Raw genomic sequence first — 25499 nt, 5'->3', positions numbered from 1 at the left:
CTGGCCGCTCCCGGAAGGGGGCGGCCAGCGGCTTATGGTCTTGCCTGGCGGGTGCTAGGCGGAGAACGGCTTGGCGGAGATGATCTCCACCTTGATGTCGCGGCCGTTCGGGGCGGCGTAGGTCAGCTTGTCGCCCACCTTGGCGCCGTGCACTGCCACGCCGATAGGGGACTGCTCGGAGTAGACCTCCAGGTCGGTGTCGCCGGCAACCTCGCGCGAACCGAACAGGAAGGTGGTCTCGTCGCCGGCGATGTTGGCCACGACCAGCATGCCCGGCTCGACAACTCCGTCATCGGCTGGAGCTTCACCGACATGCGCACGGCGCAGCAGGTCCTTCAGGTACAGGATGCGCGCTTCGGCCTTGCCCTGCTCCTCGCGGGCTGCGTGGTATCCACCGTTTTCCTTCAGATCGCCTTCGGAACGGGCCTGCTCGATACGGGCAACGATCTCGGCGCGGCCCGGGCCGGAGAGGAAGGTCAGTTCATTATTGAGCCGATCGTAGGCTTCCTGAGTCAGCCAAACGATGGGTTCGTTGCTGTTGGTGCTCACGGTTGTACTTCCTTTGGTCAGTCGGGACCTCGCCGCACCTTCCTCAGGAAAGTGGAAAGCCACCTGTACGGTGGCCTCGACGAAGTCGGATTCGGTACGTTTGGCGGATGCCGCATTCCTACAGATGCAAGCAAAGACCCCGCCAGCAACATGTTCCGGTTTGTCTTTCCGGTCATGCGCCGATGCGGGGCGAAACGTATCTTTTCATCGATAGTAGTCGCCAAACCTGAATAAACCCAATAGTTTCAGCTATCAGGTGAGTCAACAGGGGAAATGTCAGCCTTTGAAGTCCTGCGGGACGACAGTGCATTCCTCGATCCCGGCGGTGACGGCCAGGTTGTCGGTGTGCAGATCCACGGTGAGCGTTTGCTTCACCACGCCGGTCTGTTCGCCCGGATCCAATACGATGGTCTTGAATCCGACGATGGCCTTGGTCTTGTTCATGGCGCGAACATCGCACTGCACCCGGTCCTTGGCGTTGTATTCAACCGCGATCGTCGCCTGGGCCATGGTGGGGGACTCGACGTCGAAACCGACGTCCTGGTAGGAAAGCGCGTCATAGTTCGAGGAAGCGAAATAGGCTGCGCCGGCGATTCCAATGACCAGGGCCGAACCGATCAGGATGTTGCGGTTCTTTTTCGACAGGTGGCGTTTCTTGGGGTTGTTGTAGCGAGCCGTTAAGCTTGGATCAGACATTGCGCGCCTTGCACCACTCTCTTGCCTTGGCGGTGGCCCGGTATTCAAGGGCCTTCCGTTCATTGGGTCCTGGATGTTAAGTCTACCGTTGACTTGCTCCGGGGAATAACGGGAGGTCGGACAGTGGTTGAGATAGAGGGCTGGCGCGAAAGCCCCGCGCGAGTGTACAAAGTGCTGAAGGAAGTTGACCAGTGGAGAACCACGTGATGAAAAAGATCGCCCCTTCCCAGGGCCTGCGCCTCATGGCGATCCATGCGCATCCCGACGACGAGTCATCCAAGGGCGCCGCGACCATGGCGGCCTACGTCGACGCCGGCGCCGAGGTCATGGTCGTCAGCTGCACCGGCGGCGAACGCGGGGACATCCTCAACGCGGCGGCCGGCGAGCTGGCCCACGCGCACCGCGACCTGGCCGGAGTGCGCCGCACCGAAATGGCTGAAGCCGCCGCGGTCCTGGGCATCAAGCACCGCTGGCTGGGCTACGTCGACTCCGGGCTCCCCGAGGGCGACCCACTGCCCGAGCTTCCCTTCGGCGCCTTCGCCCTGCAGCCGGTGGAGACCGCCTCGGCCGGCATCATCAAGCTGATCCGCGAATTCCGCCCGCACGTCATCGTCACCTATGACGAAAACGGCGGCTACCCGCATCCGGACCACATCCAGTGCCACAAGGTTTCCACCTTCGCCTTCGAGCACGCCGGAAACCCGGAAATGTACCCCGAGCTGGGCGACCCGTGGCAGGTCGGCAAGCTCTACTACGACCGCGCGTTCTCCCCGGAGCGCTTCCGCACCCTGCACTACGCGATGCTCGAGTCGGGCTACGAATCGCCCTACACCGAGCGCGTGGCCCAGTGGGAAGCCGACGAGGACAACCAGATGTTCAAGTGGGTTTCACCACACACCACGACCACCCAGATCCTGTGCGCCGACTACTTCTCCCAGCGCGATCAGGCCCTGCTGGCGCACCGAACCCAGATAGATCCGGAGGGATTCTTCTTCGCCGTTCCGGAACACGTCTATGCTGAAAGCTGGCCGTGGGAGGACTACACCTTGATTTCCTCCAAGGTGGCCACCGAACTGCCGGAGTCCGACCTGTTTGCCGGACTAAGATAGTTCCCAATACCTTCCAGCTGTAGAAATGAGTTGTCTGTACACCGTGAATGCGATTTACGCGTCCGTGATCCTGGCATCGACCCGCAATACTTTCGGCACCGAGAAGGCCAGCGACTACGGTCCCGGTTTCCTCGGCTTCGTCTTCACCGCCGTGATGGTTGTCGCCGGCATCTTCCTGATGCGTGACATGGTCCGTCGTGTACGCCGTGTGCGCTACCAGTCCGAGGCCGAGCAGCGCCAGCAGCAGATGATGGACGAAGGCGAAAAGCGCACGCTCGAAGAGCCGGACGAGCCGATCGACCCGAAGACCAGCGAAGACAAGTAGTCCGTGCTAGCTTGAAGTCGTGGCTCAGCGACTTTCAGGCTCTTCGAGCCAATACCTCAGGCAACATGCGCACCAGCTAGTGGACTGGTTCCCCTATGGGGACCAGGCCTTCGAACAGGCGCGCCTGCGCGATGTCCCGGTGATGCTCTCCATCGGGTATTCGGCCTGCCACTGGTGCCACGTGATGAGCCATGAGTCCTTTGACGACCCCGCCATCGCGCAGCTGCTCAACGAGCATTTTGTCGCCATCAAGGTGGACCGCGAGGAACACCCGCTGGTGGACGACACCTACATGATGGCCACCCAGGCGCTCACCGGCGCCGGGGGCTGGCCCATGACCATCTTCGCCCTGCCCGACGGCAGGGCCTTCCACGCCGGAACCTACTATCCGGCCGTGCCCCGGGGCAAGACCCCCTCCTTCACCCAGGTGCTCAACGCCGTGAATGAAGCCTGGGAAACCAAGCGCGACGGGCTGGCCGAACAGGCAGACATGCTCGCCGGCCACCTGGCGGAGCTCGGCGCCAGGCAGGGCGCCTTGTTGTCCCTGCATTCGGCGCTGCCCGCGCAGCAGTCCCAGGAAGCTGCAGTGACGCACTGGATCTCCGCCACCCGACCTGAGGGCGGCACCACGCCCGCACCGAAATTCCCGCCCACCTGGGCGCTGAAAACCCTGTGGCGCTCGGCGCTGGCCGGAGGCAGCCGCGGCGACGAGGCCTTCAACGCCGCAGCCACCACGCTGGAGGCGATCCTGCACGGCGGCCTGCAGGACCATCTGGGCGGCGGCTTCGCCCGCTACTGCGTGGACGAGCACTGGTCGGTACCGCACTTCGAGAAAATGCTCTACGATAATGCCGGGCTGCTCTCGTTGTGCGCCCGCAGCGCCGTGCTCGCCGGGGAATACGCGCGCGGCGCCGCCGGCGCCCAGCAGCAGCGCGCCGAAGCCCTTGCCGCAGCCGCCCGGGCCGCCGCCCTGGACACCGCCGAATTCCTGCGCCGCGAGATGCGTGTCGGCGCGGACGGCGGCGGGCCGCAGGCTCTGGCCAGCTCGCTGGACGCCGATTCACCGCGCGAGGGGAAGAGCATCGAAGGCGCCTACTACACGTTCTCCCGGGCCGAACTGAACGCGGCCCTCGACGGGCTCGACGCCCTGCCTCCGAACCTGGTCCGGCTCGCCGAGGTCGCCGAGGATCCCGGACACTACTGCCTGTCGCTGGCCCGATTCCCCCATGCCGGGGAAGAGCCGCTGTGGAACCAGCTGAAACAGGAGCTCGGCCTGGTACGGGCCACACGCCAGCGGCCCGGGCGGGACGCCAAGGTCATCGCCGGATGGAATGGACTGGCTATCGAGGCCCTATGCGAGGCCGGCGCACTGCTGGACGCACCCGAATTGCTGGAGATGGCCGAGGACGCCGCCACCGCGGTGTGGCAGGCGCATTGGGACCCCGAAACCCGCCGCTTGGCCCGGGTCAGCTTCGACGGGAAGGCCGAGCACTCCAACGAGGGAACCTTGCAGGACTACGCGGCGCTGGCCCTGGGACTGCTGGCCCTGGACTCCGCGCGGGGCAACGGGCCCTGGGCAGCGCGCGCCGATGCGCTGCTGGAACGCGCTGGCGACTTCATCGATCCTGGGACCGGTGTGCCGCGCGATGCGGTGCAGCTGGATGCGCGGCTGAGCGCCCAGCGAGCGGCCGGCGCGGCGACAGTGCTGGATGACGCCATCCCGGCCGCCGGTGCGTTGTACGCCATGGCGCTGGCGCGCCGGGCGGTCACGGCCATGGCGGACGGCGCCTGGACCGACGCCCAAGCCGCCGGCCTGGAGCGGGCGGGGGAGCTGACCGTGCATGCGCTGGCGCTGGCCACCGAAGTCCCGACCCAGGTCGCCACCGCGCTGGAAGTCCAGGCCGTGCTCAACGCTCCCGTGCAGTACGCGACCGTGGGCGGCGCGCAGCCGGATCAGCTGGCGCGGTTGCGCCGGCTGGGCCGGTCGATGCGACTGGAACTACGCGAGGAGAAAGACGCAGCGGGCCCCGCGGGGACGCTGCGCATCCAGGGATGCCGCAAGGAGCTGTGCCAGGCCCCGGTGGATTCGCTGGAGCGCTTTGTGCAAACCCTGCACCACCGCTGAATCACCGCTTCCGCCACGCAAGATGAAGGGAACGGGCGGGCGGACACGGTAGATTTAGAATCTAGGGTTTTTGATTTCCAAGGAAAGGCAGGGCGCGGTGCAGCTTCCCAACCTCGCGTACCGTTTCTATGAACGGCGCCTGGCAAAGTCGCTTCCTGCCGACAAGCTGCCGCACCACATCGGCGTGATGGTGGACGGCAACCGCCGTTGGGCCAAGCTCGCTGGAACCCCGACGGTCGCCGGCCACCAGGCCGGCGCGGACAAGATCCTGGAGTTCCTGGACTGGTGCGAAGACCTGAACATCAAGGTCGTCACCCTGTACATGCTCTCCACGGACAACCTGAACCGCGAGCCGGGGGAGCTGCGCGACCTGCTTGAAGTCATCGGGTCCACGCTGGACCGGCTGGGAGAGACCAACCGGGTCAAGGTCCAGCAGGTCGGGGCCCGCGACCTGTTGCCGGCGGAGCTGGCGCAGAAGCTGGCCGCGCTGGAATCCGCAACGGCGAACCGCGGCGGCGTGCACGTGAACGTGGCCATCGGCTACGGCGGACGCCGGGAAATCCTGGACGCCATCAAGTCGCTGCTGCGCGATGCAGCCAAGGACGGACGCACCCTCAAACAGGTCACCGACCAGCTGTGCACCGATGACATCGAGTCCTACCTGTACACCAAGGGACAGCCCGACCCGGACCTGGTGATCCGCACCAGCGGGGAGCAGCGCCTGAGCGGCTTTTTGACCTGGCAGAGCGCCTACTCCGAGTTCTACTTCTGCGAAGCGTTGTGGCCGGACTTCCGGCGGGTAGATTTCCTGCGCGCCCTGCGTGATTTCGCCGACCGCCAGCGCCGCTTCGGCACCTAGGAATCCGCGGCGCGGCAAATATTGGGAAAAACGTTGCCTACTCGTAACCCGACACGATGTTCGCTGCCCGGGGTTTGGGGCTATCGTGGGCACTAAGGCGGGGGCAAGCAGCCCCCGCTGAGCGAAGGGTTTCCCACTAGATGACCACAGCAGCGTTCACCGGTTTCACCGCCGGATTCGCCCTTGGACATCCGGTGCCGGGAGTCCCCACACATGCGTGGGGAATGCTCCCCACGCCGGAACCGAGAATAGGTGCGCTGCCATGACCCGAAATGCTGACGAGGCTGTCCGGACCTACGTGATCGATACGTCGGTGCTGCTCTCCGACCCGCGGGCGATGTACCGCTTCGAGGAGCACCACGTGGTGATCCCGCTGACCGTCATCACCGAGCTGGAGAACAAGCGCAAGGACCCGGAACTCGGGTACTTCGCCCGCCAGGCCCTGCGGCTGCTGGACGACCTGATTGCAAGCCACGGCGGGCTATCCCGCGCGGTGCCGGTCTCCGAGCTCGGTGGAACGCTGCGTATCGAGCTGAACCACATCGCCGCCGAGGTGCTGCCGGTGGGAATGCGGACCGGAGAGAACGACACCCGGATCCTCGCCGTGGCCAAGCACCTGCTGGACCAGGGCCAGGACGTCGCCCTGGTGACCAAGGACCTGCCGATGCGCATCAAGGCCTCGGCCATCGGCATCCATGCGGAAGTCTACCGCAGCGAACTGATCACCTCCACCGGTTGGAGCGGAATCCAGCAGCTGGAACTGGGCGAGGACGCCATGGCTTCCCTCTACGAACGCGAACAGCTGGCCAACCTGCCGGAGATCGCCGACGCCCCGGTCAACACGGGTTTCGTGATCACTTCGCCACGCGGCAGCGCGCTGGGGCGCAAGACGGATGCCACGACCTTGAAGCTGGTGCGCGGCGACCAGCAGGCCTTCGGGCTGCACGGGCGCAGCGCCGAGCAGCGCATCGCCCTTGACCTGCTGATGGACCCCGGGGTGGGCATCGTCTCGCTGGGCGGCAATGCAGGCACCGGCAAGTCCGCCCTGGCGCTGTGCGCCGGCATGGAAGCTGTCATGGAGCGCCGGGAGCACCGGAAGATCACCGTATTCCGTCCGCTGTATGCGGTCGGCGGGCAGGAACTGGGCTACCTGCCGGGCTCCGAAGGAGAGAAGATGGGCCCCTGGGCCCAGGCGGTCTTCGACACCCTCGGCTCCATCGTGTCCAAGAACGTGATCGACGAGGTGGTGGACCGCGGCATGCTGGAGGTGCTGCCGTTGACCCACATCCGCGGCCGGTCGCTGCATGACGCCTTCGTGATCGTGGACGAGGCGCAGTCCCTGGAACGCAATGTGCTACTCACCGTGCTCTCGCGCATCGGGCAGAATTCAAAGGTGGTGCTGACCCATGACGTGGCCCAGCGCGACAACCTGCATGTGGGACGCCACGACGGGGTGGCCGCGGTGGTGGAGCAGCTCAAGGGGCATGCGCTGTTCGGGCACGTCACGCTGACCCGCTCCGAGCGTTCGGCCATCGCCGCGCTGGTCACCGAGATGCTGGACGGCCCCTACCTGGGTTAGCCGCGGCCGGCGTCCTTGCGCAGCTCCCACGGGATCGGTGCCCTGACATCGGTCAGCGTGGGAGCCGGGGCGGTGAACAGCGAGTCGATGTAGTACTCGTCGTGCGCCAAGACCTGCAGGCTGATTTCCGGAACCCGGCTGCCGGCATCCAGCACGCGCCGGTGCACGCAGATCCCGGTGTCCGCATCCAGCATGACCAGCGTCCTGGTTTCCGGCGGCACCAGCGCGAAGTCAGCCAGGCACGGCCGGTAGCTGTACCCAGCGGACAACACCGCCGCCAGCGCCGGGCGCCCGGAGAACTCGGTCTCGGCCAGCTCGTGGATGTAGGTCGGATGGTCGAAGGCCAGATCCAGCGAGGCTGGCTCCGCGCCGGCAATCTCGAACGGGTCGAGCATCGTGGACAGGAAGGGCAGCGGCAGCAGGTCGCCGAACCCGGCGATCTCCGGGCGGCGCAGCACCAGCCGGTCGCTGGTGAAGACCGGGGAGGTCAGGCCCGCAGGCAGCTTCCACGAGGAGGCGGAGGCGGTGGCCACGTAATCGCGTCCGCGGTCGGCGGTGAAATGCTCGCGCTGGTAGACCGGCCGGCCGGCCTCGTCGAAGGCCGCGGCGGCCTCGCGCTGCCGCAGGATCAGCTCCAGGCGTCCTTCCAAGCCCCGGGCCGGGTCCTGGAACTCCTGCGGCACCTGGAAGGAGATGCGCACCGATGTGCTCAGCCAGGGCGCGGAGCGGGCGAGGGCGCGCACATGCCGTCGGGCCGCCGAATCGGGCAGCGGGTGTCCGGGGAAAAGCGGGGGTGCTGCTGGCTGGGTCATGACTCCAGTCTAGGAGCCGAAGCCGCGAATAGCACCGGTTGTGCACATTCCCGCCGGGACCGCCGACACCGCCGGCGCCCGCGCCTATGCTGGAAGCATGATGGAGCACAGCACGGTGCAGATCCTGGCCGTCGCCCGGGAATCGTGGGCGACGGCGCTGCTGGTCGCCGCGCTGCTGCTTTGTTATGCAGGGTACGGGTACGCGCTGTCCGCCGCGGATATCGCCGGGCACCGGCTGCCCAACCGGCTGGTCGCCAGGTGGCTGCTGGCCTCAGTGGTCATCCTCGCGCTGCTGGGCGCGGTCCGCATGGATTTCTGGCCGGTGCTGCGGGCCCTGTTCGGCATGGCGCTGCTGTGCGGCGGGTACCTGCTGGTGTCGCTGGTATCCTCCGGGGCCATGGGCATGGGGGACGTGAAGCTCGCCTCCGTGCTCGGGTTGAACCTGGCGTATTTCTCCCTGCCCTCGCTGTTCCTCGCCACGCTGCTGGCCTTCGTCATGGCAGCGCTGTTCGTGCTGGGCGGGACGATCCTGCGCCGGCTGACCCTGAAGTCGGCGGTGCCCTTCGGCCCGTTCATGATCCTCGGTGCGCTCATTGCGCTGGGTGTGGCACGATAGGTTCATGCCCACCCCTGAATTCATCACGAATCTGAGAACCCATATCGGACACGAAATGTTGTGGCTGTCCGGGGTGAAGGTCGTGGTTTTCGACGAGGACCGGGTGCTGCTGGTGCGCCGTGCTGACAACGGCAAATGGACCCTGCCGGCAGGAATCATCGAACCCGGGGAAGAAGCCTCGCACACCGCAGCGCGGGAGGTGCTGGAGGAAACCGGGGTGGAATGCGAAATCACCGACCTGCTCGGCGTGGGCATCACCGCGCCGACCGTGTACCCCAATGGCGACCATGCGCAGTACCTGGACCTGGTGTTCAAGGCGGCGCACCGGTCCGGCCACGCGGTCCGGGGTGATGACGAGAACCTCGAGGTCGGCTACTTCCAGCTCGATGAGCGGCCGCAGCTTCCGCCGCTGCATGAGCGGGCCATCGACTGGGCGCTGAATCCCCGCCCGGGCGGCTACTTCGCCGCCTGACCGGTGCCGCGGCCGGCCCTCGGTCCCCACAAGGCAAAGAGCATGCCCCGCACCACGGTGCGGGGCATGCTCTTTTCCGAAACAGTTCAGATCCGACACCGGGTCAGCTGTTGCGCTGCTCCTTCGGGTCCTGAACCGGCACCGAACCGGAGTCCGGCTCGACCTGCGTGGCAGCCTCCGGCCGGGCGGCGCCACCTGACCGCTGGGCGGCCTCCACGGCTTCGGCTTCCTCGCCGGCGATGGCCTCGCCACGGGCCACCATGCCCGCCTGCTCGGAGAGCGGGACCTGCTTCAGGAACAGCGCCAGCCCGAAGGCCACGGCCAGGAACGGAATCAGGTACCAGAACACCGGGGCCAGCGAGTCCGCGTAGGCGGTCACGATGCCGTCGCGCAGCGGCTCGGGCAGCTGCGACAGGGTTTCCGGATCCAGCGTGGCGGTGGCCCGCCCGGCATCCTCGGGGCCGGCCCCGGCGCCGGAGAACACCTCCATCAGCTTCTCGGAGAGCCGGTTGGTGAACATCGCGCCGAAGATCGCGACACCCAGCGAGGCGCCGACCTCGCGGAAGTAGTTGTTGGTGGAGGTGGCCACGCCGACCATTTGCGGATCCACGGCGTTCTGCACCACCAGCACCACCACCTGCATGATCAGGCCCATGCCCGCGCCCAGGAAGAACAGGTACACGCAGATCAGCCACAGCGGGGTCTGCGCGGTCAGCGTGGTGAAGCACAGCATCGCGATGGCGGTGACCACGGTGCCGGCGATCGGGTAGCCCTTGTAGCGGCCCGACTTGGTGATGGCGATACCCGAGTAGATCGAGGTGCCCATCATGCCAGCCATCATCGGCAGCATCAGCAGGCCGGAAACCGCCGCGGAGGTGCCCGAGGACATCTGCAGGAAAGTCGGGACGAACGCGATGGCGGAGAACATGCCGATGCCCAGGGTGAAGCCTATGGCGGTGGCATTGATGAAGACCTTGTTCTTGAACAGGCCCAGCGGGATGATCGGGTCCGCGGCGCGGGACTCGACCAGCACGAACAGCAGCGCGGCGGTCACCAAACCGGCGCCCCACGCCCAGGTTTCCAGTGCGGCCCAGCCGTGGTCGGCGGAGCCGCCGAAGTCGGTGAAGAAGATCAGGCAGGTGGTGGCGATGGACAGCAGGATCACGCCCAGGACGTCGATCTTCTTCTCGGCCTTCTTGCTCGGCAGGGTCAGCGTGAACCAGGCGATCAGGAAGGCGGCGACGCCGATCGGGATGTTGATGTAGAACGCCCACTGCCAGGAAAGGTGGTCGACGAAGAAGCCACCCAGCAGCGGCCCGGCCACCGCGGACAAACCGAAGATGCCGCCCAGCGGGCCCATGTACTTGCCGCGCTCGGATGCCGGAACGATGTCGGCGATGATGGCCTGCGAGAGGATCATCAAGCCGCCGCCGCCCAAGCCCTGCATGGCGCGGAACACCACGAAGGTCCAGAAGTCGGTGGAGAACGCCGCGCCCACCGAGGCCAGGGTGAACAGGGCGATGGCGATCAGGAACAGGTTGCGCCGGCCCAGCACGTCGCCGAACTTGCCGTAGATCGGCATGACGATGGTGGTGGCCAACAGGTAGGAAGTGGTGATCCAGGCCTGGTGCTCCACGCCGCCGAGCTGGCCCACGATGGTGGGCATGGCGGTGGAGACGATGGTCTGGTCCAGGGAGGAGAGCATCATGCCGGCGATCAATGCCGAGAAGATGATCCAGATGCGCCGCTGGGTCAGTGCCAGCGGTGCATCACCCGAGGGCTTGCCGCGGGAAGTGGTGGTGGTCATGGCTGTCCTTGCAGGAGTTCTTGGTTTACGGGTTCGGCCGCGTCAGCGGCTGGGCGAGGATATTTCGGGCTTTTTCCATGTACTCCAGGAATTCCTCGGTGATCGAGCGCTCGCCAGAGCCCTTCACATAGCGGTCCACGGATTTCATGACTGCCAGATGCAGGATGTGGACCAGGACCACCAGCTGCGGGTCGTCCGGTTCCACGCCTTCGCGGGTGGCCATCAGCTGCAGGAATTCCGCTTCCTTTTCGGGACCGACCTGCATCATGCGCTGCAGCAGCTCGGGCTCGCGGTGGATGACGGAGAAGAAGCCGTGGGTGCTGACGATGGCCTGCTCGTCGTGCGTCAGCTGTTCCAGCGCCAGCTCGACCAGGTCGGCCAGCAGGGTGGGGGAGATCCCGGTGAGCCCCTCCGGGCGGGCGGCCATGAAGCGTTCCACGGCGCCCTCGGGGATCTCGTCGGTGTCGTGGCCGAAGACCGCGTCCAGCTTGGTGGGGAAGTAGTTGAAGAACGTGCGGCGTGAGATGCCCACGTGTTCGCACAGCTGCTCGACGGTGAAGCCGTTGTAGCCGTGCTCCGCCGTCAGCGTGCGGGCCTGCCGGGTGATCGCCAGCCGGGTCTTGAGCATGCGGGCGCTCAGATGAGGGCCCTTGCCCTTCGCCGCGGGATCATCTTTTGCACTATTCTCCATAAAGTGCAGTTTTGCACTTTAACTCTGATAGTGCAAATAAGGTGACTGGGTGCACACCGGCTTCGACAGCTGCCGGATCTGCGACATAGGCTCGGGGAATGACAAGTATTGAGCTCCGCCCGCCGACCGCCGCCCTGCACAACTCCTGGCTGAAGAGCTGGGACGAGTGGGAAACCACCGACCAGGACGGCGCCAGCGTCTTCTTTGCGTCGAAGTTCGGCTGGAACTTGCGCACGCTGCAGGGGTTTGCCCAGTGGGTGCAGCTGCTCAACGAGATGGGCGAGCCGGGCGCGGTGCCACCGGTTGGCTTCGCCGCGCAAAGCACGCTGTGGCTTGAGCGCGGGGGAGAGTACCTCGGGGCGGTGAGCCTGCGCCACGCCCTGGTGAACCACTTCCTTCAGGAAATCGGCGGGCATATCGGATACGGGATCCGCCCATCAGCCCGAGGCCAAGGGCTGGCCAAGCTCGCGCTCGCCGGGGCGCTGGAGCAGGCCCGGGCGTTGGGCCTGCGACGCGTGCTGGTCACCTGTAATGACTCGAACATCGCCTCAGCCAAGACCATCGAGGCCTGCGGCGGCGACATGGAGCGCATCGTGCCGCGGGAGGAAATCGCCGAGCCCTTCGGCGCGGTCGAGGACCTGCGCCGCTACTGGATCAGCCTGTAGCAGCGGACGGGCCGGGCTAGCCTGCCGGTAGCACCTGGCCCAGCACCCGCAGGGTGTTGCCGCCCATGATGGCCTGGATCTCCGCCGCGGAACGGCCGCGATCCATCAGCTCTTGGGTGACCAACGCAAGCTGGCTGGTGTCCCAGGCGACCTCGGTGGATCCGTCGAAGTCGCTGCCCAGCGCGGCGCTGTCCAGGCCTCCCACCGCAATCACGTGCTCGATGGCGTCCACCACCGCATCCACGTCCAGCCGGCAGACGGCGGCATCCCAGTAGCCGATGCCGATGACCCCGCCGGTGGCGGCCACGGCGCGGATCTGCGCATCGCTCAGGTTGCGGTTCACCTGGCAGGTGGCCTGCACGCCGCCGTGGCTGAAGACCACGGGCCGGGTGGCCATGGCCAATACCTCGTCAATGCTCTGGTTGCTGGCATGGGCGAGGTCGATGACGATCCCCAGCTGCTCCATGCGGGTGACCGCTTCGCGGCCCAGGTCGGTGAGCCCGCCCTTGGCCTCGCCGTGCATCGAGCCGGCCACTTCGTTGTCGAAGAAATGCGTCAGCCCGGCCATGCGCATGCCGTCGGCGAAGAGCACGTCCAGGTTCTTGAGATCTCCCTCCAGGTTCTGCAGCCCCTCGACCGAAAACAGCGCCCCGGTGACATTGACGCCCTGGGCGCGCTGGGCCAGCAGGTCTTTCAGCTGGGCCTTCGTGGTGATGGTGCGCAGCGCCCCCTCGGAGCGCTGTGCGGCCTCGCGCAGCTTCGTGGCGTGGAAGCGCGATCGTTCAAACGGCGAGAACCAGGTCTTCGGAGGCTGCAGTTGGGCGATGCTCAGGAGCGTGATGTTGTCCGAATCCGCGCTGTTCGACTCGTAGTTCTGGCCCACCGGGGACTTGGACACGGAGGAGAAGACCTGCAGGGCCACATTGCCTTCCTGCAGCCTCGGCAGGTCGACGTGGCCGCGGGTGGCGCGCTTGAGCAGGGAGCGATCCCACATGAGTGTGTCCGAGTGCATGTCCACGATCTGCAGCTTGCCATGAACGGCCTTCGCCTCGTCGCCGAGCTGAGGCAGCGCAGTGTCCGCCAGCTCGTTGTGGCTGCGTTCGACGATCCCCGGGGCGAAGATGAAAAACGCGGCGAGGGCGAGGACCAGGAACGACCCGAGGCCCAGTGCCAGTCGCTTGAACAGTGTGCGTGTGGTGCGGCTCATAGTGCCGAGACTAGCAAAGGGACCGGGCCGCGGGGAGGCTACGTCCCGGGAACAAACCAGGCGCGGGCGTGCTTGAAGCGAACAGCGTGCCCGGCAATCCCGAACGGGCGCAGATCGATCTTGTCCACCACTCCGACCGATGGTGCGGACGCGGGGCGCGGTCCTGCGAATTCTCCATCGCCCCGACCCACCTCGAGGGCGCAGTCGGCATAGTCGACGATGTCCACGGTTCCCCGCGTCGTTGCGGTTCCGGGGTAACCGGTGAAGGCGCTGCCGCAATACCCGATCACCAGCGGCGAGCTGCAGGTGAAGCCGCCTGACTGAGGCAGGCCGGAGAGTTCGTCCCAAAGCCACAATGAACCGGCCAGGCTGGCGAAGTCCCTGGGCGAAAGCAGGTTGATCGCGTCAATTCCATGGATGGGGCAATGGTTGCTGGCCGAGACGTCCGTGCTTTCGCGGATCTCCTCGGCGTCTTCCGGGAGCATCTGCACCAGCTCAGCGACGCAGATGCACCTGTATTCGCTGGTATCCCGCTCGATATTGATCTGTCCGCCGGACGGTTCGTCCTCGTCCCAGACGAGTTCCACGGGGCCCGGGCCTGTCGGCAGCCGCCAGGCATAGCGGCCGACCAGGCCGCGGGCCAAGACGCCGAGCAGTGCACGAAGCAGCAGGACCGCCGCGAGTGCGGCCGCCAGCAGCGCGGGTATGGCCCACAGGTCGGATTCCGAGGCCTGGTCCAATGCGGCGGCGGTCAGCCCTTCTTCCGCGGCAAAAATGCGAAGGGTCCACCACCACAAGCCCGCCGCGAGGAGCCCGGCGCCAAGCCCCCACAGGCCTTCGGCAGCGGATCCCAGCAGCAGCTTGGTACGTGCGCCGCGCTCCGGCGCAAGCCCGGTCCCTGCCGGCAGGGACCGGGCCAGCGCCCGCACCTGCAGCGTCTGGCGGGCCAGGAGCGTGAAATCGAACAGCAGCCACAGCACTGCCAGCAGCGTCCCGGCCCACCAGAACACGGCCTCGGGCGAGGAATCCAGGGTATGCGCCACGGCGGCAATGCCGAGCAGCAGCGGGGCCAGGCCCAAGTTGAACTGGTGCAGGTACCAGCCGGCGAGGCTGAAAATCACGACCAGGCCGATGCTGGCCAGGCCCAGGACGTCGAGCAGCTGGAAGCCGCCGTCCCAGGCCTCGGCGTCCGGGTCATTCCAATGCTGGAAGCCGACGAAGATGCCAGCCGTGGTGAGCAGCACCAGAAGCCAGGAGATCCGTTGGGCCAGCGCCCGGGGCGGCCTGCGTGTCACGGCGGCCCACTCGGCGCTGGAAGGCGCAATCTCGGTGTACGTCGCGGAACCTGCTGTGCTTGTCATTCCTTGATTTTGGCCTGCTGGCCGGTGAAGTCCAAAAGCTGTGGCGAGAGCGCGTCACGAACTGCCTGGCGGCACGCAAAAGCCCGGCGTCGGCATGTGCCTGCGCCGGGCTTGAAGGTGGTTCCGCTAGTGCTTGCCCACCATGGTGGAAACATCCAGCAGCGCATCCAGCTGCGCTTCGGTGACTTCGCCGCGCTCGACGAAGCCCAGCGCCACGGTGGCCTCGCGGACGGTGAGCCCGTCGGCCACCGCCTTCTTGGCGATTTTGGCCGCGTTCTCGTAGCCGATCAGCTTGTTCAGCGGGGTGACGATGGACGGGGAGGCCTCGGCCAGGAAGCGGGCGCGCTCCACGTTGGCGGTGATCCCGTCAATCATCTTTTCGGCCATGACGGTGGAGACGTTGGCCAGCAGGCGGATCGACTCCAGCAGGTTGGAGGCCATGACCGGGATGCCCACGTTCAGCTCAAAGGCGCCGTTGGTACCGGCCCAGGCGATGGTGGTGTCGTTGCCGATGACCTGCGCGGCCACCTGGATGGCGGCTTCGGAGATCACCGGGTTGACCTTGCCCGGCATGATCGAGGAACCCGGCTGAAGGTCGGGGATGGCGATTTCGCCCAGGCCGGTGTTCGGGCCCGAACCCATCCAGCGCAGGTCGTTGGCGATCTTCATCTGGGAGATCGCGATGGATCGCAGCGCCGCCGAGGCCTCGACCAGGCCGTCGCGGTTGGCCTGCGCCTCGAAGTGGTTGCGCGCCTCGGTGATCGGCAGGCCGGTGTCTTCGCGCAGGAACTCGATGACCTTTTCCGGGAAGCCGTCCGGGGTGTTGATGCCGGTGCCCACGGCGGTGCCGCCCAGCGGAACCTCGGCCACGCGCGGCAGGGCCGCCTGGATGCGTTCGATGCCGTAGCGCATCTGGGCCGCGTAGCCGCTGAATTCCTGGCCCAGGGTGACCGGGGTGGCGTCCATCAGGTGGGTGCGCCCGGACTTGACCACGTCGGCGAACTGCGCGGACTTGGCTTCCAGCGAGGAGGCGAGGGTTTCCAGCGCGGGGACCAGGTCGTTGATCAGCGCGGCGGTCGCCGCCACGTGCACCGAGGTCGGGAAGACGTCGTTGGAGGACTGCGAGGCGTTCACGTGGTCGTTCGGGTGAACCTCGGTGCCGCTGCCGGACTCCTTCAGCGCGCGGGTGGCCAGCTCGGCAATGACCTCGTTGGCGTTCATGTTCGAGCTGGTGCCGGAGCCGGTCTGGAACACGTCGATGGGGAAGTGGGCGTCGTACTTCCCGCTGGCCACCAGGTCGGCCGCCGCAATGATCGCTTCGGCGCGCTCTGCGTCGAGTACCTCCAGCGTGCGGTTCGCGTGCGCCGCCGCCTTCTTCACCTGGGCCAGGGCCTTGATGTGGGCCGGCTCCAAGGTCTTGCCCGAAATCGGGAAGTTCTCCACGGCGCGCTGGGTCTGGGCGCGGTACAGGGCTTGTGCCGGAACCCGGACTTCGCCCATGGTGTCATGTTCGATACGGAAATCGTCACTGTTGATCATAGGGTCAGCGTACGCCTGAACCGCCAGCGAAAGACAGGTTTCGGCGAAAACATCACAACCAACAGTGACGATGTCCGGAACAGGGAATAAGCCCTGTCAGAAGATGGTTTAGGCTCCCTGCCCGGAGCGCCTAGGCGACATCCAGACCGAGGCTGGAAACCAGCTGCGCCTTGCCGTCGTCCAGGTGGTAGGCCACGCCTGCCACCGCGGTGCGGCCCTCGGAAATGGCCTTGGACAGGACGGTGGAGAGCTCCACCAGGCGGTCGGTGGTCTGCTTGACGTGCTCCACCACGGTGCCGTTGACATCGGTGATGCCCTGGCGTTCGGCGGCCTGGACCGAGGGGGCGATGTGCTCCACCAGGTCGCGCACGAAGCCCTTGGGCATGACGCCGCTGTTGCGGCTGTTGATGGCTCCGGTGACCGCGCCGCAGGAGTTGTGGCCCAGGATCACGATCAGCGGGACATTCAGCTCGTCCACCGCGAATTCGAGGGAGCCGATGCTGGCCAGATCGATCACATGGCCGGCGGTGCGAACCACAAACATGTCGCCCAGTCCGACGTCGAAGATGATTTCCGCGGCAAGTCGGGAGTCGGAGCAGCCGAAAATCACTGCGAAAGGCTCCTGGCCGGCGACCAGCGACTGGCGGCGGGCGCTGTCCTGGTTCGGGTGCTCGGTTTCGTCATTGACGAACCGCAGGTTGCCGTCGCGGAGCTTCGCCCACGCTTCGTTCGGGGTCATGGAATGCTGTGTGGTTTCTTGAGGCATGATTTGGATTCTATCCGGTGCAGTGTTCGGATATCGAATAAATGACGCGCCTCGACGTCAAAAGTGAAGAAGCTACTTGGCGTCCGCGGAGACCAGCCGGGCCATCTCGAGAAGTTCAGCCTCGCCGGTGTCGCTGGACAGCACGAAGGTCGAGTCCTTCTCCTCGGAGATGAGGTAGGTCTTGGCATCCTTGGTGCGGACTTCCCATTGCACCCCGTCGATCTGCTTGGTGCCGGCAGGCACCGCGGAGTCGGTGATCAGGGCGACCCAGGTCGGGTTCGAGTCGACGGCCTGGCGAACCCAGACGAATTTGCTGTCCTCGATGACTACGCCGAACTCCCAGTAGGGCACACCCTGGGCGGTGTTTGCCTGCCAGCGGGCGAAGTTCGCGTACTCGTCCTCCGCAAGCTCCGGGGCGAAGAGTTCGGTGCCGGCCATTTCCGAGGCGCCCTGCGCGGTGGCCTGCAGGTCCACGGTGGACTCGAAGGCCTTCTCGTTGGGGGTCGGATTGAGCAGGTAGAGGGGGATGAACACGGCGATGCAGAACGCAACCGAGATGATCATGCCCTTGAGCGTCTGGTTGGCACGCTTGGACTGCTTTTCCGTCAGCTGCGGCTTGTACGGAAGATCCGCAAAGGTAGCCTTCGGGTCGTTCAGGTCGCGGCGCGTGGGCTCATCGCTGATCGCGGGAGCGGTCCCGGCATCAGTCGCTGGGGTGTTGTTCTCAGTATTCTCGGGCTGCACGATACCCATTCTCCCCGAAGTTTCTGTGGATTTCGAACTACAGTGCCCAAGCCCACGTCGCAGTGTGCGCAGGATAGCTGCGACACAACATGCGTCGCAGAAAGCAAAGAGGATAGAATGGCAGTGTTTGCATAGGCGCAATGACTACGACTCAGTGATGGGATCTTTCGTGACCGAAAAGAACAACTACGCCCACCTATCTTCGCGACTGTCGGTAACCGACGCGGAGCCGGACCGTAACCTGGCATTGGAACTTGTCCGTGCCACGGAGGCGGCGGCTATCGCCTCCTCGCCATGGGTTGGATTCGGTGACAAGAACGCCGCTGACGGTGCTGCAGTGGATGCGATGCGCGGCCTGCTGTCCACCGTGAACTTCAACGGCGTCGTGGTGATCGGCGAAGGCGAAAAAGACGAAGCCCCCATGCTCTTCAATGGCGAACAGGTCGGCAACGGCTCAGGCGCCGAGTGCGATGTGGCAGTCGACCCGATCGACGGCACCCGCCTGACCGCCCTGGGCCTGAACAACGCCCTGTCCGTGCTGGCAGTGGCCGACCGCGGCAGCATGTTCGACCCGTCGGCAGTCTTCTACATGGAGAAGCTGGTGACCGGCCCGGAAGCCGCCGAGCTGGTTGACCTGCGTCTGCCGGTGAAGCAGAACCTGCACCTGATCGCCAAGGCCAAGGGCAAGAAGATCAGCCAGGTCACCGTGACCGTGCTGGACCGCCCACGCCACGCGGACCTGATCGAGGAAATCCGCGAAGCCGGCGCGCGCACCAAACTGATCCTGGACGGCGACGTGGCCGGAGCCATCGCCGCGACCCGCGAGGGCACCGGCGTGGATGCGCTGATGGGCATCGGCGGCACCCCGGAGGGCATCGTGACCGCCTGCGCCATCAAGGCGCTGGGCGGCGTGATCCAGGGCCGTCTGTGGCCAACCGACGAGGCAGAGAAGCAGAAGGCTCTCGACGCGGGCCACGAACTGGGCCGCGTGCTGACCACCAACGACCTGGTCACCTCCGACAACTGCTACTTCGCAGCCACCGGCATCACCGATGGCGATCTGCTGCGCGGCGTCCGCTACAAGAACAACCGCATCCACACCCAGTCGATCGTGATGCGCGCCAAGTCCGGCACCATCCGCTTCGTCGAAGGCGAGCACAAGCAGGACAAGTGGGACGCTTACACCCGCTAGGCCCCTGACGGTCGCAGAACAGCTGGCCGGAATCGCATCGAGCCGCAGACTTCCGTGGAAGTCTGCGGCTCGATGCGTTTAATGGCGTGGCGGCGGGTGCCTGCCTAGCAGCGCTGCGCGCTGGCCGCGAACAGCCATCCGGTGCCCGGAGTCAGGCAGGTGGCGGTGGCGGGAAGCTCCGCGGCGGACAGGAAGACCGAGTCGCCCCGGCGCAGCAGCTGTTCGCCCTGCGTTCCGCGCACGCTGAACTCGCCCTGGGTGCACAGCAGGATGCCGGCCCCGTGCAGGTCCAGCGGCTGCGGGAGCGGGTCCCCGGCACCGCTGATCACCTGGAGCTGGAACTCGTCGAATTCCGGCTGGTACAGCCGGCTGGAGGCGCCCAGCGCCTGCGGGGTGAGCAGCGGGGGAGCCGAAGGCTGGGCGATGCTCACGTCCAGCAGCTCCGGGACGTCGATGTGCTTGCTGGTCAGGCCGCCGCGCAGCACGTTGTCCGAGTTGGCCATGACCTCGATGCCCAGCCCGCGCAGGTAGGCGTGCACGTTGCCGGCGGCCAGGCTGATGGCCTGGCCGGGTTCGAGGACAACCAGGTTCAGCAGCAGCGCCACCAGCACCCCGGCATCTCCCGGGTAGATCCCGTTGATCTCCACCAGCTGCGCGAAATGCTCGCGTTCGCGAAGTTCCGGGCTGGCCTGGATGGCTGCGCAGATCTGCTGCACCACCGGGGCGACCCCGCCCGGGCGGGCCAGCACGAACTCCAGCGCCGCGGCCAGCGGATCCTCGCCGCGCAGCAGGCCGGACAGCTGGGCGACGGCGGTGCGTGCCTCATCGGCCAGGGCCGGGCCCAGCAGCTCCAGATCAGCGAGGATTTCCTCGGGCCGGCGGAATCCGGACAGCGCGGTGAAATCGGTCAGCGCGTAGAGCATTTCCGGCTTGTGGTTGTCGTCCCGGTAGTTCCGGTCGGCGGCATCCAGCGCCTTGCCTGCGGCGTTTTCCAGGGCGTAGCGGGTCTTGGCCTGCTGCAGGGTCGGATGCACCTGGATGGACAGCGGCTGGGCCGCCGAAAGCACCTTGAACAAAAACGGGAGCCGGCCGAAGCGCTCGGCGACATCCGCGCCCAGCATGGCCGCGGGGTCGTGTGCGATGAGCGCGTCCAGCCCCTGCCCGGTGCCGGCCACCCGGCTCGGGCATCCCGGGTGGGCGCCGAGCCAGAGCTCGGCCTGCGGGCTTGTCGTATTTTCCAGCCCCAACAAGTCGGTGATCTGGCTGTCAGATCCCCAGTGGTAGTCCCTAATCGTGTTGTTCAGTTCGAACACGTCTTGTAGCCTTCGCCTTTCACAAACGGATGTGGATTGCCAGTCGGTCGGGGGGTCTTAACCGTTTACGGCACCGAGCATTCGTCGTTGTTCGCGGCAATCTGGGCGATGCGGGTCGTGTACCCCATCAGCTCCAGCTGCACCAGGTATTCCTCGGTGATCGGGCTGCCGTCGGGCTGCGTGAACTCCTCCTGCTCTCCGTTGGAGAGCTTCGGGGCGTTGTTCACGTCGGTTGCATCCTCGGGAGCCTCGGACTGCTCCGGAGCCTGCGAGGCCTCGGTGGTCTTCTTGGACTCTTCGGTCTTCGCGGACTCCTCGGTCTTCTTTTTTTCCTTCTTCGGGGCGTTCTGCTTGTCGATGATCGACTGGATGCGCTCCTGGATTTGGTCGAACTTCGGGTAGGTGGAGAATGAGCGCGGGAAGTCCGGGGCGCCCAGGGTCAGTCGGGCGAACGGGGTGGAGGACACCTTCTCGGCCAGCGATACGAAGGAGCCCAGCTGGCTGGCGGGAATATTGGTTTCCACCAGCTGCTCGCCGGCGGACATGATGCTGGTGAAGTTGGTCAGGATGGTCTGCGGGGTGAACTGCTTGATGATCGCCTGCTGCAGGCACTGCTGGCGCTTGATGCGGTGGTAGTCGTCGGTGAAGTCGCGCGAGCGGGCGAACCAGAGCGCCTGCTTGCCGTTGAACGTCTGGACTCCCGGGGCGAACCAGTGGGTGCGCAGGTTGGTGCCTTCCCACTTCTTGCCGTTGTACGGCACCCAGCCGCCCGAATCGATGGTGACCCCGCCCAGCGCGTCGACGAACTGGGAGAAGCCGGCCATGTCGACCATGACGTAGCCCTGGACCGCGAGGCCGGTGGTGCCCTCCAGGGCATCCATGGCCGCCTGGGCGCCGACGTTCTTCACCGAATCGGGGAACAAATCGGCGTGGTTGTCCTCGGCGTCGCGGTAGATGGCGTTGAACAGGCATTCGTTGCCGCAGTTGTAGCCGTCGGGCCAGGCCTTCTTCATGGGCGAGTCGTCCGCGAAGCGGGCGCCCTGGAAGTTGCGCGGCATGGAGATCAGCAGGGTCTTGCCGGTCTTCGCGTCGACGGACAGCAGGGCGACCGAGTCGGTGCGCACGCCCTCGCGGTTGTCGCCGGAGTCGGCGCCGAACACCGCGATGTTGTATCGTCCGTTCACCGGCTCGAAGGCCGGTCCAGCTTCGAAGACCTTTTCAATGGTCTGGCGTCCGGTGTTGACCAGCGACGCGCCGTAGATGAACAGGCCGCTGGTGGCGACCACTGCCGCCAGGGTGAAGACCGTTACGATCACGCGCATGCCCGGGGCGAGGATCTTCGGCTTGATGATCACCAGGGTGTTGATGAACATGATCAACCAGAGCACCGCCAGGGTGCCCAGCACGATAACCAGCACCATCTGGAAGTTCGGGTGGGCCACCCATCCGAGGATGACCGACCTGTTGATGAAGTACAGGGCCGCCAGGCCGATGACGGCCAGCCAGCACAGCATGGTGACAGACACTGCAATGCGTCCCAGCTTGCGGTTGCCCGCAATCAGCTGGGCGCTGCCCGGGAAGAAAATGGTCAGAATGACCAGGATCAGGGCGCGTTTGCTGCGCTGCGGCGAGCTGATGCTCTCCGGATTGCGCAACGGATTTGGAGCGCGGTGACTGGCAGAACCCATGTACTTATATGACTTTCCCTAGGAGGCGAAATTCTCGTTCGCGACTTCTTCACGCAGCGATGCGCCCTTGGCATGGGCGGAATCGCGCAGAGATTCAGCGAACTGAAGCAACTTTACCTGTAACGACTCGGCCAGCTTGTCGGTTCCCGACGCAAGCATGCGCACTGCGAGCAGTCCGGCATTGCGGGCTCCGCCGATCGAAACAGTTGCCACGGGGACCCCCGCCGGCATCTGCACGATGGACAGCAGGGAGTCCATTCCATCCAGCTTAGCCAGCGGAACTGGTACTCCGATGACAGGAAGCGGTGTAACTGATGCAAGCATGCCCGGAAGGTGGGCGGCGCCGCCGGCTCCGGCGATGATCACGCGCAGGCCGCGTTCGTGGGCCTGCTTGCCGTAATCGATCATTTCGGTCGGCATGCGGTGGGCCGAGACGACGTCCGCTTCGAAGGGAATGCCGAATTCGGCCAGGGCCTGGGCGGCCAGGCGCATGACCGGCCAGTCCGAATCCGAGCCCATTACGAGGCCGACAAGAGGTGCTTCAGTCATAACGAAATTTTCCTTGGGTCAGGTGGTCAAACGCTGCCGCCCCCGCAGGGGGAGCGGCAGCGCTCTAGGTAACAGGCTAGGCGGTGGCGGGCACGCCGTCGCGGATCAACGCGGCAACGAGGTCGGCGCGCTGGCGAAGTTCATCTACGCTTTGCCCGGCGTTTGCCACCACGTTCACGTGGCCGATCTTGCGGCCCGGGCGCACCGACTTGCCGTAGGCATGCACCTTGACCTCGGGCGCGGCGGCCAGGGCCGCGGCGAACGCCGAGTACAGGTCCTGGTTGGCGCCGCCCAGGTAGTTCTTCATGACGGTGACACCCAATTCACGGGTTTCGCCCAGCGGCAGGTCGAGCACCGCGCGCAGGTGCTGCTCGAACTGGCTGGTGACCGAACCGTTCATGGTCCAGTGGCCGGTGTTGTGCGGCCGCATGGCCAGCTCGTTGATCACGAAGCCGGCGCCGACGCCGGGGGTCTCGAATAGCTCGGCGGCCATCACGCCGGTGACGCCGAATTCCTCGGCGATGCGCAGCGCTGCGTTGGCCGCGGTGCGGGCGGTGTGCTCGGAAATGTCCTGGGCCGGGGCGATGACTTCGTCGCAGACGCCGTCGACCTGGATGGTGTGGACCACGGGCCAGGCCTTGGCCTGTCCCGACGGGGTGCGGGCCACCATGGCGGACAGCTCGCGGGAGAAATCGACCTTGTCCTCGGCCAGCAGCGGGCCGTTCTCGAACCAGTCGGCCGAATCGCGGGCCTCGCCGGCGTCATCCAGGATGCGCACACCCTTGCCGTCGTAGCCGCCGCGCGGGGTCTTCAGCACGATTGGCCAGCCGATCTTGTCGCCGAAGGCGACCAGCTCGTCGACCGAGTCGACCTTGGCCCAGGCCGGGTTGGGCAGTCCGAGCTTTTCAATGGCTTCGCGCATGACCAGCTTGTCCTGGGCATGGATCAGCGCCGCCGGTCGCGGCTGGATGTTGACGCCCTCGTTGATCAAGGTGGTGAGGAACTCGTTGGGAACGTGCTCGTGGTCGAAGGTCACCACGTCCTTGCCCTGGGCGAATTCGCGCAGGGTCTGCAGGTCCTTGTAGTCGCCCACCGGTGCATCCGGGACGCTGCGTGCGGCCGAGACGTCCGGGCCTTCGGCCAGGACATGAAGTTCAAAACCAAGGTTCAGGGCCTCAGGGGCCATCATTCGGGCTAGCTGCCCGCCACCAATTACACCAATTTTTGGAAAGCTCACCCTACTAGATTAGCGAACCAGCGGTGGATGCCTTGAATGGGGGAAGCCGGATGACTCGCTTTGTCCGGCCAACTATCAGGAATTCTCGCTAAAATGGCGGGATGTCGTCTCTGCGCTTGCCGCCGAGGGCGACGGTTAATACATAACCTGCGGGGCAGATCGCCCCCGGGACACCGAGCAGCCAGTGCCGCGAGGACGCTGGCTGCGACGCGGTGCAGGGCTGGCTGGAGGAAAATGTTCGAGCGCATCAGACTGAAAATCACCGGACTCATTTCGCTGCTCTGGCGCGAGGTGGCCAAGTTCGGTGTGGTCGGCGGCGTCGCGTTCATCATCGACTCCGGCATTTACGTCTGGCTGCTCCACGGCCCCATGAGCGATTCCCAGGTGAAGGCGAAGATCATTGCCGGCGTGGTGGCCACGCTGTTCTCCTGGCTGGCGAACCGCTTCTGGACCTTCCGCCACCGCCGCCAGGCCAATGTGGTGCGCGAGCTGGTGATGTTCCTGATCATGAACGCGATCGGCCTGGGCATCGCGGCTGCCTGCGTCTGGGTGACCAAATACTGGATCGGCCTGACCGACCCGACGAGCCTGTTCATCGCCGGTTCGGTGGTGGGCCTGGTGCTCGGCACCATCTTCCGCTTCTTCGCCTACCGCTTCTGGGTCTTCGGAGCCGAAATGGACCAGGAAGAGCAGTTCGCCCACGACCACGACCTGCTCGCACCATCCACGCACCAGGCGCCGGGCGGTGCGAAGCCGGCAACCGGCGCCGCGAGGTCCGGGGATTCGGATCCCGCGGACACCGGGAGCGTTCCCACCGTGGTCAACTAGCTGGCTGGATCAGGCCTCGGGAGAGTAGTCGGCGGTGATGCGCTCGCCTTCGCGCAACCGCTCGGTCGCTTCCACCCCGTCCTCCAGCAACACCAGGGCGTCCCCTGCGGCCCACTGCGCAATGGCGTAGGGAAGGAATTCCAGAACCGGCAGGCCGGCCCGCACCAGGATGGTTCCCTTGGCTTCGGCCGAGGTGGCGAACAGGGTCTCCAGGTCGATGCGGTGTTCGTCGCCTGCAATCGCGGTCGCCGCGCCGGATACGGAGGACGGGAAGAACTGGTCTCCAAAGGAGCGGACCGAAGCGTTGAAGTCCTCGGCCACCGGTCCCAAATCGCCGCCGAAGGATAGTGCGAGCGCTGCGGGGTCGACGGCCAGGATTTCGCAGGACGCGGGAATGCCTGGGTCGGTCGGGGTGGCGGTGACCCACAGGACGGCTTCGGCAGCGCGCTCATGCGAGGGAGCTACCAGGGTCGCCCCGTGGTGCAGCGAGGCCAAGGCCAGCACCAGCGACTTCCAATGCGTCGGCAGGTCGACCACGACCACCTGGTCTTCTTCGAGGTCGAAGGAGTCGGCCAGCAGGTTCGCGCTTTTCGCCACCCAGTTGTCGAACACCCGTCCCGATAATTCAATACGTTCTCCGCTGGCTCCGTACCAGGTGAGCCACGGCGAAGCCGAAGCCCGGTGGGGCGCCAGGAGGTTTTCCACGAAAGTGCCGGAAATCAAGTTGAAACTCACCTGTACCTTTAATCTTCTTAACTGAGAATTCGCCG

General features: G+C 65.8%; 25 protein-coding genes. 10 read left to right on the top strand and 15 right to left on the bottom strand.

All coding sequences use genetic code 11. From position 1 onward, the window contains the following. Positions 1–54: 54 nt before the first annotated feature. Both greA and RF641_RS04340 read right to left on the bottom strand, forming a co-directional pair. Positions 55–549, bottom strand: a complete 495-nt coding sequence (greA, locus tag RF641_RS04345) for a transcription elongation factor GreA (protein ID WP_047118436.1) — start codon at positions 547–549, stop codon at positions 55–57. Between the two features lie 276 nt (positions 550–825). After that, the gene (locus RF641_RS04340) at positions 826–1245 is read right to left on the bottom strand and encodes a DUF4307 domain-containing protein (RefSeq protein WP_181728045.1); all 420 of its coding nucleotides are present in this window, start codon (positions 1243–1245) and stop codon (positions 826–828) included. Positions 1246–1448: 203 nt separating this feature from the next. Between RF641_RS04340 and mca the strand changes: the two genes are divergently transcribed. The 5 genes from mca (at position 1449) to RF641_RS04315 (ending at position 7242) form a co-directional block, all read left to right on the top strand. Further along, complete coding sequence (gene mca, locus RF641_RS04335; RefSeq protein ID WP_424572662.1) at positions 1449–2354, top strand: mycothiol conjugate amidase Mca; 906 nt, start codon at positions 1449–1451, stop codon at positions 2352–2354. A gap of 43 nt (positions 2355–2397) precedes the next feature. Next, a complete protein-coding gene (locus RF641_RS04330; RefSeq protein WP_053797498.1) occupies positions 2398–2679 on the top strand; it encodes a hypothetical protein in 282 nt (93 codons plus the stop codon). 19 nt (positions 2680–2698) lie between these two features. Then, positions 2699–4804 (top strand): thioredoxin domain-containing protein, encoded by a 2106-nt coding sequence (locus RF641_RS04325; protein WP_424572582.1) that lies wholly within the window; start codon positions 2699–2701, stop codon positions 4802–4804. A gap of 97 nt (positions 4805–4901) precedes the next feature. Continuing rightward, positions 4902–5663 carry an isoprenyl transferase gene (locus tag RF641_RS04320; protein WP_424572661.1) on the top strand — a complete coding sequence of 254 codons (762 nt, stop codon included), beginning with the start codon at positions 4902–4904 and terminating at the stop codon, positions 5661–5663. 262 nt (positions 5664–5925) lie between these two features. Then, on the top strand, positions 5926–7242 hold the full coding sequence (locus tag RF641_RS04315; protein WP_047118440.1) for a PhoH family protein: 1317 nt from the start codon (positions 5926–5928) through the stop codon (positions 7240–7242). Here RF641_RS04315 and RF641_RS04310 read toward each other — a convergent pair. Further along, positions 7239–8054 carry a hypothetical protein gene (locus tag RF641_RS04310; RefSeq protein ID WP_424572581.1) on the bottom strand — a complete coding sequence of 272 codons (816 nt, stop codon included), beginning with the start codon at positions 8052–8054 and terminating at the stop codon, positions 7239–7241. The two genes, RF641_RS04315 and RF641_RS04310, sit on opposite strands and share 4 nt — an antisense overlap. 40 nt (positions 8055–8094) lie before the next feature. Here RF641_RS04310 and RF641_RS04305 point away from each other — a divergent pair, with 40 nt between their 5' ends. Further along, on the top strand, positions 8095–8670 hold the full coding sequence (locus RF641_RS04305) for a prepilin peptidase (RefSeq protein WP_424572580.1): 576 nt from the start codon (positions 8095–8097) through the stop codon (positions 8668–8670). 4 nt (positions 8671–8674) lie between these two features. After that, positions 8675–9142 (top strand): NUDIX hydrolase, encoded by a 468-nt coding sequence (locus RF641_RS04300; protein WP_047118441.1) that lies wholly within the window; start codon positions 8675–8677, stop codon positions 9140–9142. A gap of 103 nt (positions 9143–9245) precedes the next feature. Here RF641_RS04300 and RF641_RS04295 read toward each other — a convergent pair whose 3' ends face one another. Together RF641_RS04295 and RF641_RS04290 are read right to left on the bottom strand one after the other, a co-directional pair. Next, the gene (locus RF641_RS04295; RefSeq protein WP_424572579.1) at positions 9246–10949 is read right to left on the bottom strand and encodes an MDR family MFS transporter; all 1704 of its coding nucleotides are present in this window, start codon (positions 10947–10949) and stop codon (positions 9246–9248) included. Positions 10950–10974: 25 nt separating this feature from the next. Then, entirely contained in the window at positions 10975–11640 is a 666-nt protein-coding gene (locus RF641_RS04290) for a TetR/AcrR family transcriptional regulator (protein WP_047118443.1), read from the bottom strand. Between the two features lie 98 nt (positions 11641–11738). Between RF641_RS04290 and RF641_RS04285 the strand changes: the two genes are divergently transcribed. Continuing rightward, positions 11739–12305, top strand: a complete 567-nt coding sequence (locus tag RF641_RS04285) for a GNAT family N-acetyltransferase (RefSeq protein ID WP_424572578.1) — start codon at positions 11739–11741, stop codon at positions 12303–12305. A gap of 16 nt (positions 12306–12321) precedes the next feature. Here the strand turns inward: RF641_RS04285 and RF641_RS04280 are convergent, their stop codons facing one another. The 5 genes from RF641_RS04280 to RF641_RS04260 form a co-directional block, all read right to left on the bottom strand. Then, the gene (locus tag RF641_RS04280) at positions 12322–13512 is read right to left on the bottom strand and encodes a dipeptidase (RefSeq protein WP_424572577.1); all 1191 of its coding nucleotides are present in this window, start codon (positions 13510–13512) and stop codon (positions 12322–12324) included. Positions 13513–13550: 38 nt separating this feature from the next. Next, positions 13551–14873: a hypothetical protein gene (locus tag RF641_RS04275; RefSeq protein ID WP_424572576.1), complete on the bottom strand. Its 1323-nt coding sequence runs from the start codon at positions 14871–14873 to the stop codon at positions 13551–13553. 126 nt (positions 14874–14999) lie between these two features. Next, positions 15000–16412 (bottom strand): class II fumarate hydratase, encoded by a 1413-nt coding sequence (locus tag RF641_RS04270; protein ID WP_424572575.1) that lies wholly within the window; start codon positions 16410–16412, stop codon positions 15000–15002. 130 nt (positions 16413–16542) lie between these two features. Then, entirely contained in the window at positions 16543–17178 is a 636-nt protein-coding gene (locus RF641_RS04265; protein WP_082123811.1) for a carbonic anhydrase, read from the bottom strand. A 72-nt stretch (positions 17179–17250) separates the two neighbouring features. Beyond that, positions 17251–17922, bottom strand: a complete 672-nt coding sequence (locus RF641_RS04260) for a DUF4245 domain-containing protein (RefSeq protein WP_181728044.1) — start codon at positions 17920–17922, stop codon at positions 17251–17253. A 157-nt stretch (positions 17923–18079) separates the two neighbouring features. Here RF641_RS04260 and glpX point away from each other — a divergent pair, with 157 nt between their 5' ends. Beyond that, complete coding sequence (glpX, locus tag RF641_RS04255) at positions 18080–19114, top strand: class II fructose-bisphosphatase (protein WP_047118450.1); 1035 nt, start codon at positions 18080–18082, stop codon at positions 19112–19114. A 104-nt stretch (positions 19115–19218) separates the two neighbouring features. Here glpX and manA read toward each other — a convergent pair whose 3' ends face one another. The 4 genes from manA to RF641_RS04235 all read right to left on the bottom strand — a co-directional run bounded on the left by manA (position 19219) and on the right by RF641_RS04235 (position 23901). Next, complete coding sequence (manA, locus tag RF641_RS04250) at positions 19219–20427, bottom strand: mannose-6-phosphate isomerase, class I (RefSeq protein WP_424572574.1); 1209 nt, start codon at positions 20425–20427, stop codon at positions 19219–19221. Positions 20428–20492: 65 nt separating this feature from the next. After that, positions 20493–22115 (bottom strand): LCP family protein, encoded by a 1623-nt coding sequence (locus RF641_RS04245; protein ID WP_047118452.1) that lies wholly within the window; start codon positions 22113–22115, stop codon positions 20493–20495. An 18-nt stretch (positions 22116–22133) separates the two neighbouring features. Then, complete coding sequence (purE, locus tag RF641_RS04240; RefSeq protein WP_047118453.1) at positions 22134–22664, bottom strand: 5-(carboxyamino)imidazole ribonucleotide mutase; 531 nt, start codon at positions 22662–22664, stop codon at positions 22134–22136. Positions 22665–22740: 76 nt separating this feature from the next. Beyond that, a complete protein-coding gene (locus RF641_RS04235; RefSeq protein WP_053797510.1) occupies positions 22741–23901 on the bottom strand; it encodes a 5-(carboxyamino)imidazole ribonucleotide synthase in 1161 nt (386 codons plus the stop codon). A gap of 234 nt (positions 23902–24135) precedes the next feature. On the opposite strand from RF641_RS04235, the gene RF641_RS04230 reads away from it, so the two are divergent. Next, positions 24136–24729, top strand: a complete 594-nt coding sequence (locus RF641_RS04230; RefSeq protein ID WP_047118455.1) for a GtrA family protein — start codon at positions 24136–24138, stop codon at positions 24727–24729. A 9-nt stretch (positions 24730–24738) separates the two neighbouring features. Here the strand turns inward: RF641_RS04230 and RF641_RS04225 are convergent, their stop codons facing one another. Continuing rightward, complete coding sequence (locus RF641_RS04225) at positions 24739–25464, bottom strand: TIGR03089 family protein (RefSeq protein WP_146955898.1); 726 nt, start codon at positions 25462–25464, stop codon at positions 24739–24741. Positions 25465–25499 lie beyond the last annotated feature (35 nt).

Origin of the sequence: Arthrobacter sp. 'calajunan', assembly GCF_046940185.1 — a bacterium.
In the GTDB taxonomy this organism is placed as follows: Bacteria; Actinomycetota; Actinomycetes; order Actinomycetales; family Micrococcaceae; genus Glutamicibacter; species Glutamicibacter soli.
The sequence above is the reverse complement of the archived record's forward strand: the minus strand, read 5'-3'. Positions and strand labels throughout refer to the sequence as shown.